This is a genomic window from Petrocella sp. (assembly GCF_059865615.1).
The window spans coordinates 77,534-90,902 of record NZ_JCBCDA010000110.1 but is presented as its reverse complement, the minus strand read 5'-3'; the positions used below and the strand labels follow the sequence as shown (position 1 = coordinate 90,902).

General features: G+C 36.3%; 15 protein-coding genes. All 15 read right to left on the bottom strand.

The genetic code is table 11. From position 1 onward, the window contains the following. Window positions 1-25: 25 nt before the first annotated feature. The 15 genes from dut to AC6F8J_RS12240 all read right to left on the bottom strand — a co-directional run bounded on the left by dut (window position 26) and on the right by AC6F8J_RS12240 (window position 13,331). Entirely contained in the window at window positions 26-475 is a 450-nt protein-coding gene (gene dut / locus AC6F8J_RS12310; RefSeq protein ID WP_500723651.1) for a dUTP diphosphatase, read from the bottom strand. Further along, window positions 451-1,725 carry an insulinase family protein gene (locus AC6F8J_RS12305; protein ID WP_500723650.1) on the bottom strand — a complete coding sequence of 425 codons (1,275 nt, stop codon included), beginning with the start codon at window positions 1,723-1,725 and terminating at the stop codon, window positions 451-453. Before AC6F8J_RS12305 ends, dut begins: the two co-directional genes overlap by 25 nt. 85 nt (window positions 1,726-1,810) lie before the next feature. Then, window positions 1,811-3,910 carry a polyribonucleotide nucleotidyltransferase gene (locus tag AC6F8J_RS12300; RefSeq protein WP_500723649.1) on the bottom strand — a complete coding sequence of 700 codons (2,100 nt, stop codon included), beginning with the start codon at window positions 3,908-3,910 and terminating at the stop codon, window positions 1,811-1,813. Window positions 3,911-4,114: 204 nt separating this feature from the next. After that, a complete protein-coding gene (gene rpsO, locus AC6F8J_RS12295) occupies window positions 4,115-4,390 on the bottom strand; it encodes a 30S ribosomal protein S15 (protein WP_500723648.1) in 276 nt (91 codons plus the stop codon). 264 nt (window positions 4,391-4,654) lie between these two features. Next, window positions 4,655-5,587 (bottom strand): riboflavin biosynthesis protein RibF, encoded by a 933-nt coding sequence (gene ribF, locus AC6F8J_RS12290; protein WP_500723647.1) that lies wholly within the window; start codon window positions 5,585-5,587, stop codon window positions 4,655-4,657. A 14-nt stretch (window positions 5,588-5,601) separates the two neighbouring features. Continuing rightward, on the bottom strand, window positions 5,602-6,513 hold the full coding sequence (gene truB / locus AC6F8J_RS12285) for a tRNA pseudouridine(55) synthase TruB (RefSeq protein WP_500723646.1): 912 nt from the start codon (window positions 6,511-6,513) through the stop codon (window positions 5,602-5,604). An 8-nt stretch (window positions 6,514-6,521) separates the two neighbouring features. Then, a complete protein-coding gene (locus AC6F8J_RS12280; RefSeq protein WP_500723645.1) occupies window positions 6,522-7,478 on the bottom strand; it encodes a DHH family phosphoesterase in 957 nt (318 codons plus the stop codon). Further along, complete coding sequence (rbfA, locus tag AC6F8J_RS12275; protein ID WP_500723644.1) at window positions 7,475-7,915, bottom strand: 30S ribosome-binding factor RbfA; 441 nt, start codon at window positions 7,913-7,915, stop codon at window positions 7,475-7,477. Before rbfA ends, AC6F8J_RS12280 begins: the two co-directional genes overlap by 4 nt. A 10-nt stretch (window positions 7,916-7,925) precedes the next feature. Further along, on the bottom strand, window positions 7,926-9,968 hold the full coding sequence (gene infB / locus AC6F8J_RS12270) for a translation initiation factor IF-2 (RefSeq protein ID WP_500723643.1): 2,043 nt from the start codon (window positions 9,966-9,968) through the stop codon (window positions 7,926-7,928). A 21-nt stretch (window positions 9,969-9,989) separates the two neighbouring features. Then, window positions 9,990-10,295 (bottom strand): ribosomal L7Ae/L30e/S12e/Gadd45 family protein, encoded by a 306-nt coding sequence (locus AC6F8J_RS12265; protein WP_500723642.1) that lies wholly within the window; start codon window positions 10,293-10,295, stop codon window positions 9,990-9,992. Beyond that, complete coding sequence (gene rnpM, locus AC6F8J_RS12260; RefSeq protein WP_275841294.1) at window positions 10,288-10,554, bottom strand: RNase P modulator RnpM; 267 nt, start codon at window positions 10,552-10,554, stop codon at window positions 10,288-10,290. Before rnpM ends, AC6F8J_RS12265 begins: the two co-directional genes overlap by 8 nt. A 5-nt stretch (window positions 10,555-10,559) precedes the next feature. Next, window positions 10,560-11,714 (bottom strand): transcription termination factor NusA, encoded by a 1,155-nt coding sequence (gene nusA / locus AC6F8J_RS12255; RefSeq protein ID WP_500723641.1) that lies wholly within the window; start codon window positions 11,712-11,714, stop codon window positions 10,560-10,562. A 23-nt stretch (window positions 11,715-11,737) separates the two neighbouring features. Continuing rightward, a complete protein-coding gene (gene rimP, locus AC6F8J_RS12250; RefSeq protein ID WP_500723640.1) occupies window positions 11,738-12,202 on the bottom strand; it encodes a ribosome maturation factor RimP in 465 nt (154 codons plus the stop codon). Between the two features lie 141 nt (window positions 12,203-12,343). After that, window positions 12,344-12,976 (bottom strand): HD domain-containing phosphohydrolase, encoded by a 633-nt coding sequence (locus tag AC6F8J_RS12245; protein WP_500723639.1) that lies wholly within the window; start codon window positions 12,974-12,976, stop codon window positions 12,344-12,346. Then, the gene (locus AC6F8J_RS12240; protein WP_500723638.1) at window positions 12,969-13,331 is read right to left on the bottom strand and encodes a lipopolysaccharide assembly protein LapA domain-containing protein; all 363 of its coding nucleotides are present in this window, start codon (window positions 13,329-13,331) and stop codon (window positions 12,969-12,971) included. Before AC6F8J_RS12240 ends, AC6F8J_RS12245 begins: the two co-directional genes overlap by 8 nt. Between the last annotated feature and the right edge of the window lie 38 nt (window positions 13,332-13,369).

Below are 13,369 nucleotides of genomic sequence, written 5' to 3'. Positions count from 1 at the left end.
ACCTCTTTTTTGTCCTTATGTCACACTAAACACCTGTGTGACCAAAGCCGCCGTCACCTCTTGCGGTTTCTTCCAAAGCATCTGTTAGTATCCAATTAATTTGATCTATACGGTTTATAACCATTTGAGCAATACGATCACCACGCTTAATGGTAAAGTCTTCTTCCCCGAAGTTAATCATAATGATTTTGATTTCTCCCCTATAATCCGCATCAATGGTTCCCGGAGTATTAACAAGACTAATCCCGTGTTTGAAAGCCAGCCCACTTCTTGGTCGAATTTGAGCTTCATAGGTATCTGGGAGTGCAATCTTAAGCCCTGTTGGAACCAGTTTTATTTCACCTTTTTTCAAGATAACATCTTCAACAACAGCAGCAAATAAATCCAATCCCGCTGCTTGTTCGCTCATGTACTTTGGTAGGGGTAAATCTTTGCCTTCTTCTGTTTGTTCTACATATACTTTAATTTTTTGCATAATGCGATGATCCTTTCTTGGTTAATATCTTTTAGATGTCCAACAATTGATAAACTGATACTTGGATCCAAAAATATGTCACGTGCCATAGTCATTATTGCTTCAACGGTAACAGCATCAATCGCTTCTACGATTTCCTCTTGGGTTTTTATACGTTGTTGCATCAACATGCCTTTACCATAATTGGACATACGATTGTTCATATTCTCGTATCCGATAATTAGATTACATTTGATTTGTTCTTTGATTTTATCTAAACTATCTTCATCAATACCTTCTTCAATAAATGTATTGAGTTCTTTTAATGTATTAACAATTACGTCATCGGCTTGAGAAGGGTTAAAAGCAGCATAAATATTAAACATACCTGTTGCTTCATAGGACTCATCATAAGAATAAATGGAATAGGTTAAGCCCTTATCTTCCCTTATACCCATAAAAAGCTTTGAATTAATGCCACCGCCTATGATTGTATTAAGAACTGATAAAACAAAAATGGCTTCATTCTTATAGGATATACTAGGAAAGTTGATCACCATATGAATCTGCTCGATATCTTTTTCTTTGAAAATAAAGGTTGCCTCTCTTGTAAAATCAAGGTTACGAACCGGTGGCGCTTGAGTTGAAGTATCTTTAAAAGCCGTGTTTAATAACTCAATTACCTGTTCTTCATCAAAGGCGCCTACAACAGCAATCACTATATTTTTTGCTACATAATGGCAATTCATATATTCAAATAGTTTTTCACGTGTAAAACCTCTTATATTTTCGCGGGTACCCAGTATATCCATAGATAATCTTGAAGGCTTAAACACTTCGTTTTCCAATTGATCATGAACAATATCTTCAGGTGCATCCTCAGACATGGCGATTTCTTCTAATATAACGCCCTTCTCTTTTTTGATTTCTTCAAGCTTGAATTCAGGGTGCGTCAACATATCTGAAAGTACATCGATAGCTGTTTCTAAATGCTCATCCAAAGTATGGGCATAATAACAGGTATATTCTTTGGCAGTAAAAGCATTTATATGACCACCGATTCTAGCCATCTCATCCGCAATTTCTTTTGCATTTCTTTTGCTTGAACCTTTGAACATCATATGCTCTATAAAATGAGAAATACCATTGTTTTCAGGCGTCTCATCTATAGATCCATTACGTATCCATATACCTATTGAAACGGATTTTACAAATTCTAAAGGTTCATAAACCAACGTGATGCTGTTATCCAAAGTAGTGGTTTTTATCATTTGTCCTCCATATTGCATTCTGATTTTTAAATTAAAAGACCTTACCAACTTTGTGATTGGTAAGGTCCCAGTCTTTTACTAAACGTTAATCTTCGAGTAATGCTTTCATTGACAGATTGATTCTACCTTGAGCATCCACTTCCGTTACCTTAACTTTTACAATTTGACCTTCACTAAGTACGTCTTCTACTTTAGTAACACGTTCTTTTGCAATTTTTGATATGTGGACCAAACCGTCTTTACCTGGAATTAGTTCTACAAAGGCTCCAAAAGTTGTGATTCTAACCACTTTTCCCTCATAAATCGCACCCACTTGAACACCATTTGCTATGGTTTCAACAATACGTTTTGCTTCATTGGCTGCTTCCGTATCAACACCACAAATAAATACACGACCATCATCTTCAATATCAATGGATACGCCAGTGTCTTCGATGATTTTGTTGATTACCTTACCTCTTGGACCAACAACCTCACCAATTTTTTCGGGATTGATTTGCGTCTGAATGATCTTTGGTGCTGTCGGTGCAAGTTCTGATCTACCTTCACTGATGGTTTTATTCATAACATCATTTAAGATGACCATTCTTGCTTTTTTCGTTTGATATATAGCACCTTCAATGACTTCTTGTGATATACCTAAAAGTTTCATATCAAGTTGTATCGCTGTAATGCCTTTTTCAGTTCCGGCAACTTTAAAATCCATATCGCCAAAAAAGTCTTCAAGTCCTTGAATATCCGTTAATAATATGAAATCATTTTCATTATCACCTATAACAAGTCCACATGAGATACCCGCAACCGGCGCTTTTAGTGGAACACCTGCAGCCATTAGTGATAATGAGCTGGCACAAATACTGGCTTGTGAGGTAGAGCCGTTAGAACTTAAGATCTCTGAGACGGTTCTGATGGCATATGGAAATTCGCTTTCTGATGGCAGTACCGGTAGTAAGGCTTTTTCTGCTAAAGCACCATGACCAATCTCACGTCGCCCCGGACCTCTTGAAGGTCTGCTCTCTCCTACTGAATATGAAGGGAAGTTATAATGATGCATATAACGTTTGTCTTCTGTCAATTCATCAAGGGCATCGACTCTTTGTCTATCTGATAATGGCGCCAAAGTTGTTATGGTAAGGGCTTGTGTTTCGCCTCTTGTGAACAATGCCGATCCATGGACCCTAGGAAGGATATCTATTTCAGCACTCAGTGTTCTTATTTCATCTATTCCACGACCATCCGGACGTTTATGCTCTTTTAAGATCAAACGACGTACAGTTTTCTTCTGATACTGATAAAAAGCTTCATCCAACCAATGTTTCCATGTTGATTTTGTTTCATCCGCTTCTATGATGGCAAGCATTTCATCTTTAAGAGCATCAATGCGGGCAAAACGTTCACTTTTATCTTCTACATAGACAGCCTCTTCTATTCGCGCATCACCAATAACGTCTTTAAGTGCTGTCATAATTTCTTCGGGGACAGATGCATCTGTATAAGCTTGCTTTGGCTTACCTTCTTTAAGTTGGATATCTTTAATCCAAGCACAAATTTCTGTATTCAACTCATGAGCCATAGCAATTGCTTCAATTATAATTTCTTCTGACACTTCATTTGCTTCTGCCTCAATCATAGTTACTTTTTCTGATGTTGATACCACATTAAGGACCATATCAGAAGCTTCTCTTTGAGCAGAAGTTGGGTTGAATACAAATTCACCATCTACAAGTCCAACATAAGTTGAAGCGGTTGGTCCCATAAAAGGAATATGAGATATAGACAAAGCAATAGATGTACCAATTGCAGCTACAACTTCAGGCATACAATCTTGATCAACGGCCATCACTGTATTGACAATACTACACTCATTTCTATAGTCTTTCGGGAATAAAGGACGAATAGGACGGTCAATAATTCTGCAAGTTAAAATAGAGTTCTCCGTTGGACGCCCTTCTCTTTTTATAAAGCCGCCTGGTATTTTTCCAATTGAATATAGTTTCTCTTCATAATCCACACTAAGCGGGAAAAAATCTACACCTTCTCTTGGTTTCTCCGATGCAGTTGCGGTTGATAATACTACGGTTTCACCATAACTAATCATACAAGCACCACTTGCAAGTTGTGCCATTTTACCAATTTCGACACTAAGTGTCCTACCGGCAAGCTCCATTGAATAAATTTTAGACATAATTGTCTCCTTTCAATTGTACCTAGCCCCTTTAGTCTTTAGTTTCTAGCGTTTATTAAAATGATATTGATAATAAACGACACAAACTAATGACTAAGGATACTTGCTAGGTTTCTTCATTTTTTCGTTATTTCTATAGTACCACTTTTTGTGTTGTAATGAAAGAAAAAAATAGAGCGGAATCAACTCCGCTCTATTTTTTAATTATCTTCTTAGACCTAACTCTAGAATCAAGTTACGGTATGATTCAATATCTTTATTTGAAAGATATTTTAACAAACCTCTTCTTTGTCCAACAAGTTTCAAAAGACCTCTTCTTGAGTGATGATCTTTTTTATGCATTTTCAAATGTTCTGTCAAATGATTAATTCTCCATGTTAACAAAGCAATTTGAACCTCTGGTGAACCGGTATCTTGCTCGTTTCTACCAAATTTTGCGATGATTTCTAATTTTTTTTCTTTAGGCATTGCTGTTTGCATTTTGTAACCTCCATAGGATATATTATTATTAATCGCCAAAAGCCAAGATAAGGACGGAGTCTCCAATATCCGAGCAACGGCTCAGGTACATAGTATATAATAACATAAGTGTTTTTGATTGTAAATCAGATTTTATGCTTTATCTATTAATGGTTAAAGGGTCAAAACTAAGTTTCACTAAATTTACATACAAAATATAGATTACGTTGATGCATTCATTACTATATATTGTATGCAAAAGTTCAACTATATAGTTTTGAGACCTTAACCATTTATTAAGGTCTTAAAATAGTTATCCAAGTCCTTAAGGTCTTCTTGAATAAGAGACTTCAAATGATCTAATGATTTTAACTTATAAGCTTCTCTTAGGAAATGGATCATTTCAATAAGAAGAGTTTCACCATAAATCATTTCATCGAAATCCAGTATATAGGTTTCAACCACCATTTCACCTGAAATTGAGGCTGGTTTTGGACCAACGTTCGTAATACTTTTATAGCGTATGCCCTTGACTGTTGTATAGGAAGCATAGACACCATGTGGCGGTAATATTTTTGAAGGTGATATAGCCACATTGGCCGTTGGAAAACCAATGGTTCTACCGATAGATCTGCCATGTTCCACTTTTCCAATAACAATAAATTCTCTGCCTGTTAATGCTCTAAATGCCTCCATATGACCCTTTTTAATCTCTTGGCGAAGCCATGTACTGCTAATAACTCGGTGATGATCACATAGCTTTTCAAAGGCAATAACTTTAAAACCATAGGTTCTACCCAAAGATTCTAATAGAGGTATGCTTCCGCTACGGCCTTTACCGAACTTAAAATCCACACCAACAACCACATATTTTGCGTGAAGTTCTTTATATATCACTTCTTCTACAAAAACCTCAGCAGCCATATTGGCTACATCCATTGTAAAAGGATATTCAATATAGTAATCCACACCCATATCTTCAACAACTTTTTTCTTTTCTTCAGGTGTGAAAATAATGTCCTCTTCCGGCTTTCCCATAACAACAAATATTGGATGAGGTCTAAAGGTGAATAAAGCAGATGGTATGCCCAATTCTTTACTTTTTTTAAGTGCCTCCTGTATCAACAATTGATGGCCTTTATGGACACCGTCAAAATTACCAAAAACAACGATACATTGTGGCAATTCAAAAACATTGGTTTGTAAAATTGTTTTCATTTATATTACCTCTCTTAATGACGTATACAAAAAAAAATAACTGGCATTAATTGATTTTTTTGGGATAACCACTCATATATGCCCATATAATCGCCTTCATTATTATATACGTTATAACATGTCTTGTCCACGACCTTGTTTGTATTATAATTCATAATAGCTTCTAAAGGTAGCTTGTTTCCATTATATAGCATAAGATTATAATCCGGATTTATTACAAGTCGTTGATAATGACTGAATAAAGTATCGACCGGAACGATGGCTTCGGATATTTTGTTATCATGAACGAGTTTTTTAATATCTTCAAGGGTCAAGGCCGTTTCTTTTGTAAAAATGCCCGATGCCGTTCTTTCTAATTCAACCATATGGCCACAGGTGCCTAGAGCTTCACTAATATCACGACATAAGGTACGAATGTAAGTGCCTTTCTTACAATGAACCGTCATTTTAATAAACGGTAAATCTATCTGAATGTCATAAATGTCATATATTCTAATCCGTCTTTTTTTTCGTTCAATGGTCTGACCTGATCTAGCCAAATCGTAAAGCTTTCTGCCATCAATTTTGATGGCGGAATACATGGGTGGTAACTGATCATGGTCACCAACGAAACTTTTAATTGTTTCTAAAATTGTAGTATTGTCTACTGAATAAGGTTTTTTATCAATAATTTTACCCGTATAATCTTGAGTATCTGTTTCTTCACCCAGCTTAAAAAGTGTTTTATAAGTTTTGTCTTTATCTGTTAATAAATCGGCTACTTTAGTTGCTTTTCCAAGACAAACAGGTAAAATGCCTACTGCTTGAGGGTCCAAAGTACCCGTATGCCCGATCTTCTTTTGTCCCAGAATACCTCTTAAAATAGCCACAACATCATGAGAAGTAAAGTCTTTCTCTTTGTATACGTTGATAATACCATTATACATATCTTACCTCATTTTTTCTTTTCTAACTGTAATGAAACAACTTTTGTAACAGCCAAAATAGCGTCTTCAAGGGATGCCTTTATACTTGCACCGGAAGCTTTTTGATGGCCGCCACCGCCAAAATTCATAGCAACCTTGCAAACATCTACGGTACCTTTTGAACGGAGGCTTATTTTATAGGTATCCTCATCAATAGCATAGAAAAAGATAGCAACCTCAATACCTTCAACATTGTTCATATAGTGAACGATGCTTTCAGTATCGGATTTCTCAATACCAAAAGTTTTATAATCTTCCATATTCAAATAGCATACAAGAATCTTATTATTCATATAGGTACGCGCTCTTTCAAAAGCTAATCCTTGTGCCTTAAAAGCCTTTAAAGGTTTTTCGTCAAATAGCTTGTGAATCAACGCTGAAAAATCAAACCCATAAGATATAAGCTTAGCTGCAGCCAAATGGGTGGAAGGTTTGGTGTTGCTATGCTTAAAACCACCGGTATCAAAGAGAATACCGGTATAAAGGGCTTTAGCAATATCTACATCCATGACAGAAAAGTCTTCAACCATCTGAAACACCATTTCACTCGTTGAACTGGCTTCTACATCCACATAATTATAATCTCCAAACATAGTATTACTTACATGATGATCTATGTTGACCACTTTCTTTCCACTTGTAAGGAGCTGGCCAAATGTACCTAGTCTTTCAGGATCACTGGCATCTAATGATATAATCAAATCCGCCGGTTCTGCCATATGATTGCTGACATAACGAGATACCGGCAAAAAATTATATTGATCCGGTAAATCTTTTAGTAGCACCCTAGATGACACATCATATTTTTCCAAAAGCATAGCCAAGCCTAATGTCGCACCAACGCAATCACCATCCGGGTAAATATGTCCTAGTAGGCATATGTTCTGGTATTTTTTAGCCAAATCTACTAATGTACCTAATTTCATTCATGAACCTCTTTATCTTCAATTGCTTCTATTTCATTTTCTATATTTTCCGTTTCAATATCATCTTCTACTTCTTTATCTTGGTCTGTCTGTACGACTTTATCTATGAGTGCAGATATTTCAACACCATATTCAATGGAATGGTCCAATATAAAGGACAATTGTGGCGTATTTCTAAGATTTGTTCTATGGGCAAGCTCGCTTCTGATATGACCTGCAGAACTTTTAAGTCCTTCTATAGTTTCTTTTTGGTCCGATGCATCACCCATGACACTAACATAAACCTTACAAAACTTTAAGTCGGCTGTAACATCTACTTTTACTATTGAAGTAAGTGAACTTACTCTAGGATCTTTTATATCTTCTCTTAGAATTGTCGTCAAGTCATGTTTAACTTCTTGATTAATTCTTATTAGTCTATTGCTGTTTTTTTTCATTATTTCACCTTTACTTTCTAGGTATTTCCACCATAGCAAATGCTTCAACAACATCACCGTCTCGAAGGTCATTGTACTTATCTAGCATCACACCACATTCATAGCCAGTATTGACTTCTTTTACATCATCCTTAAATCTCTTAAGAGATGCCAAAGCGCCTTCATAGATTACGATACCGTCACGTATCAAGCGTACGCTTGAATTACGAACAACTTTACCATCAAGTACAAAACCACCGCCTATAGTACCGACTCCGGATACTTTAAATGTTTGTCTAATCTCAATATGGCCTAATACTTTTTCTTCATAGATAGGATCTAGCATACCTGTCATAGCTGCTTGAATATCTTCAATCGCATTATAGATAACTCGGTATAATCTAAGATCTATCTGCTCTCGAGCAGCAGCTGCAGTTGCACTGGATTCAGGTCGCACATTAAAACCAATAATTATGGCATTAGATGCAGAAGCTAACATAACATCTGTTTCCGTGACCGCACCTACACCACCGTGTAGCACATGAATAACCACTTCTTCATTAGACAGTTTCATAAGACTTTGCTTGACGGCTTCTACGGATCCTTGAACATCCGCTTTTACAATAACATTTAATTCTTTCATCTCACCAACTTGAATCTGATGGAAGAGATCATCAAGTGTCACTTTTTGAGGCGTTGTCTGAATCATTTTTTCTCTGGATTGATCCACTACTTTATTCGCTAACTGTCTGGCTTGTTTTTCATCTTTTGCGGTAAAAAAGGCATCACCTGCGGTTGGTACTTCTGACAAACCAAGTATTTCTACTGGCGTTGATGGTCCTGCTGATTTCACACGTCGTCCTTTATCATCTACCATAGCCCTAATACGTCCGTAGGCAGGACCGGCAATAATTGCGTCTCCAACTGATAAGGTTCCGTTTTGAATCAATACTGTGGCAACAGGTCCTCTTCCTTTATCCAGCTGAGCTTCAATAATGGTACCCCTTGCTTTTCTGCTTGGATTTGCTTTATAATCCTCCACTTCAGCCACAAGTACAATCATTTCCAATAATTCTTCAAGGTTCGTGTGCTCTAGTGCAGAGACTTGAACACAAATGGTGTCACCACCCCAAGCTTCAGCAATAAGACCATATTCTACCAGTTCTTGTAATACACGGTCAGGGTTAGCTCCTGGTTTATCAATTTTATTAACTGCAACAATGATTTGAACGCCGGCTGCTTTAGCATGATTAATGGCTTCAACGGTTTGTGGCATAACACCATCATCCGCAGCAACAACCAAAATTGCAATGTCCGTTGCCATTGCTCCACGTAAACGCATAGCTGTAAAAGCTTCGTGTCCCGGTGTGTCTAAAAATGTTATGCTTTCTCCCCCATCAAGGGATACGACCGATGCACCAATGTGCTGGGTAATACCACCATGTTCTTTTTCAGTCACGTTTGATTCTCTAAGTGCGTCAAGTAGTGAGGTTTTACCATGGTCAACATGACCCATGACAACAACAACTGGAGAACGTTTTATCAAATCTTCTTCTCGGTCCACCAAATCTTTGTCTTCAAAGAATAACTCAACAATATTTTTTTCGGGTTCTCTAACGACGAGCATTTCATGTTCCATAGCTATTTCTTCTGCAAGTTCAAAAGGGATTTCCTGATTGGCTGTTGCCATAATACCACGGTTCATTAGTATTTTTATAATATCCGAAACCTGTAGCTCAAGTTTATCAGCTAACAAACTAACCATAACACTTTCAGGTAATTCGATAAATTCTTTTTCTTCTACGACTTCTTCCACATTCTTATGTCGTTTTTTATTGGTTTTTTTTTGTATCTCATCCTCAGCTGATTCAATAGTATTTCCTTCTTCTGGTTTTGAGTTTTCATCTTCTTTTTTACCTTTTTTATAATGATCTAGTATTACATTGTATTCTTCTTCTGTTAAAGAACTCATGTGATTTTTTATATCCACTTTCAAGTTCCTAAGAATCTCTATTAAAGCCTTATTGGTTACATCTAATTCTTTAGCTAACTCATATACTCTTATTTTCGACATTCACTTACCTCCGATTTATTGTTATGCTTGCTCACCAACCTTAGATAATATAGCGTTGGTAAATCCCTCATCAACAATACCGACTGTCGCACGGTATTCCTTTCCGATGGCTTTTCCTAAGCTTGTTTTATCACCCAGTATAATCAATTTGATCTGGCGATAAGCACACATATTGGTGAATTTTTTCTTTGTATTGTCTGAGGCGTCAGTGGCTATTATACATAGAAAAACACTATTGTTTTTAATCCCTGTTTCAACGCTAAATTCTCCTGACAATACTTTCCCAGCTTTCATAGCTAATCCAATCATTGAAAATATATTATTCAACGTCTTCGATCTCCTTACGTAAAGCATCATAAACGCCTGTTGGTATTTTCTCTTTAAAAGCACGCTCTAAGCCTTTGGATTTTTCAGCTTTATTAAAGCAATCCACTTTTTTACAAACATAGGCGCCACGTCCATTTTTTTTACCGGTAAGATCGATATCGTAAACACCTTCATTTGATCGAACAACCCTGATTAAAGACTTCTTCTCTTGCATCATTAGACAACCTAAGCATTTTCTCATAGGTAATTTTTTTGCCATTTCACCTACTCCTTATCAAACAAATCAGTACCTGTTTCAGTATCTTCTTCGTTATCTAGATTGGTTTGTTCTAAAAACTGTTCAAAAGGATTGACCGGTTTCTCATCAAGTGCCATAAAATTTGTTTCTTTTGCTTGCGTCTCACTTTTAATATCAATTCGATAGCCTGTTAATTTTGCAGCAAGTCTTGCATTTTGACCTTCTTTACCAATTGCCAATGATAGTTGATAATCCGGTACAACAACTTTTGCACTTTTATGTGTCTCATCCACCACAACCTTAACAACTTTGGAAGGGCTCAGAGCTGCAGCTATATAAACTTCTGACTTTTCACTCCATGGGATAATGTCAATCTTTTCTCCTTTAAGCTCATGAACAATGATGCCGACTCTAGAACCATTATGTCCTACGCAAGAGCCTACGGGGTCAACATCTGAATTGTTTGAATGTACTGCAATTTTCGTCCTAGAACCTGCTTCTCTTGATACGGATTTTATTTCCACTACGCCATCATGGACTTCAGGTACCTCTTGTTCGAAAAGACGTTTTATCAACTCCGGATGGGTCCTTGAAACATATACTTTAGGACCTTTTGTTGAATCTTTAACTTCTACGACATAGACTTTTAGCCTTTCATTGGTGTTATATGTTTCACCTGGTATACATTCTTTTTCAGCCATAATGGCATCAATCTTACCCAAATTAACGACCACATTACCCTTGTTTTCTCTCTGAATTATTCCGGTTACAACTTCTTTTTCTTTAGAAATGTATTGATTGAAAAGTACATCTCTCTCAGCCTCACGGATTTTTTGCACCACAACTTGTTTTGCTTTCTGTGCTGCAATACGACCAAAATTCTTAGGTGTAATCTCAATTTGAACAATATCACCAATTTCGTAATCCGGACTGTATTCAACGGCTTCCTCTAGACTGATTTCGATTTGATCGTTGTCAACGATTTCTACAATTTTTTTTTCAGAGTAAACAGATACATCCCCGTCTTCTTGGTCTATGATAACTTTAACATTCGTAGATGCACCGAAATTATTTTTGCAGGCTGTAATTAAGGAATTTTCAATTGCCTCTATTAGGACCTCTTTACTGATGCCCTTCTCTTTTTCGATTTGTGCCAATGCTTGAATAAACTCAGCATTCATGATTTAATCCTCCTTGAATTTAATTAAAATACGACAGAAAGCCTGATAAGCGCTATATCGCTCCTGTTAAAAACACGCTCTTGGTCATTCATTTTTAATACGATTTCTGTCTTATTATAAGATACAAGCATCCCTAAAAATTCCTTATGTCCATTAAGTGCTTTATAAAGTTTCATTTCTACATCTTTACCGATACTTCTCTCAAAGTCTTTATCCTTTTTCAAAGGTCGATCCAATCCCGGAGAGCTGACTTCTAAAATATAAGGGTCTTGAATAGGATCTTTTTCATCCAGTACCACTTCCAAGGCTTTACTTACATGTTCACAATCCTTGATGGTAACACCGCCCTCTTTATCGATATAGACACGTAAATAAAAATGTCCAAGTTCCCTTACATAGTCTACATCTACCAGTGTTACACCATTTTCTTTTAATATGGGCTCAAGTAGTGTTTCTACTAATTTTTCAATTCGATCTTTATTTGCCAAACGGCCACTTCCTTTCCAACGATTAACCAACTCAAATATAAAGAGTGGACCAAAAGCCCACTCTTATCTTAATCACAACTTTAATTTTAAATAATTATACCACAAAAACATTGATTTTACAAGGTTTCCAAAAAAATATATCTACATACCACTCAAGGTTTCTTGCCATACAATTATTAATTCCTTAATATGCATAACCAACCAAGGGTCAAATTGGGTTCCTGATTTTTGTCTGATTTCTTCTTCAATCGTCTTAAAATCAGTAGCATCTTTATATGGTTTTTTTGTTGACATATGATCGATGGTTTCACATAATCCTACGATTCTTGCACCTAAATGTATCTCATTACTTAAATAGCCACTCGGATAACCTGTACCATCAAACCATTCATGATGTTCTAAGACAATTTGAGCCACTTCGTTTAACTCCGGATACTTATTTAAGATTTCATAACCGTATTCCGGATGCTTTTTGAACTGATTCCAATCCTCTACAGTCAAAGCGTCTCTCTTATTAAATAGAGATGAGGGTATTTTCATCATACCAATGTCATGAAACCTTCCTGCAAGTTCTATGGTATCACATAATTTTGAATCAATGCCCAAGTACTGGGCCAACCATTTTGACATGGTAGCAACATGATTGGCATGATTTTTCATAGACATGTTGTTACTTTCAAGAACGTCCATAAGCAAATCAATTATGACTTTGTCGCCTTCTAGATTCTTTTTTTGGGTTTGAGAGCAGCCCCCACAGGTGTCGCATTTATTCATGAATTTCTTCCTCTTGATCTATAATTGGTGTATTAAATTGAGTCGGTTGATCTTTTGAATACATCATTTCCACTTCCATATTGGCCTTAATTAATTTAAGCTCATTCAACTCTTGTTTTAAGGCTTCAATGATTTTATCTTTTTCTTTAATTGTTTTTCTGGCTTTTAATTTACTGATAGCACCCATCGAATATAGAATAATGGCACCTATACTCGCAGATATTAGAATAACAAGTGCAACAGAAATATCAACCATGGCAAATATAAAGTTAATCGGTACGGCAGAAGCATTTAGAATCGCAAACAAAGAAATAAAAATTGAAAATAGTAAGGTTATGATTAAATTCTTTTGCATAACATCTCCTTAAGATTTTTTGACATATCCCATCAAGG

Bases quoted from the DNA above. Each gene is read 5' to 3' on its own strand.
- dut (WP_500723651.1), bottom strand. From the start codon at position 475: ATGCAAAAAATTAAAGTATATGTAGAACAAACAGAAGAAGGCAAAGAT.
- AC6F8J_RS12305 (WP_500723650.1), bottom strand. From the start codon at position 1,725: ATGATAAAAACCACTACTTTGGATAACAGCATCACGTTGGTTTATGAA.
- AC6F8J_RS12300 (WP_500723649.1), bottom strand. From the start codon at position 3,910: ATGTCTAAAATTTATTCAATGGAGCTTGCCGGTAGGACACTTAGTGTC.
- rpsO (WP_500723648.1), bottom strand. From the start codon at position 4,390: ATGCAAACAGCAATGCCTAAAGAAAAAAAATTAGAAATCATCGCAAAA.
- ribF (WP_500723647.1), bottom strand. From the start codon at position 5,587: ATGAAAACAATTTTACAAACCAATGTTTTTGAATTGCCACAATGTATC.
- truB (WP_500723646.1), bottom strand. From the start codon at position 6,513: ATGTATAATGGTATTATCAACGTATACAAAGAGAAAGACTTTACTTCT.
- AC6F8J_RS12280 (WP_500723645.1), bottom strand. From the start codon at position 7,478: ATGAAATTAGGTACATTAGTAGATTTGGCTAAAAAATACCAGAACATA.
- rbfA (WP_500723644.1), bottom strand. From the start codon at position 7,915: ATGAAAAAAAACAGCAATAGACTAATAAGAATTAATCAAGAAGTTAAA.
- infB (WP_500723643.1), bottom strand. From the start codon at position 9,968: ATGTCGAAAATAAGAGTATATGAGTTAGCTAAAGAATTAGATGTAACC.
- rnpM (WP_275841294.1), bottom strand. From the start codon at position 10,554: ATGGCAAAAAAATTACCTATGAGAAAATGCTTAGGTTGTCTAATGATG.
- nusA (WP_500723641.1), bottom strand. From the start codon at position 11,714: ATGAATGCTGAGTTTATTCAAGCATTGGCACAAATCGAAAAAGAGAAG.
- AC6F8J_RS12245 (WP_500723639.1), bottom strand. From the start codon at position 12,976: ATGAATAAATGCGACACCTGTGGGGGCTGCTCTCAAACCCAAAAAAAG.
- AC6F8J_RS12240 (WP_500723638.1), bottom strand. From the start codon at position 13,331: ATGCAAAAGAATTTAATCATAACCTTACTATTTTCAATTTTTATTTCT.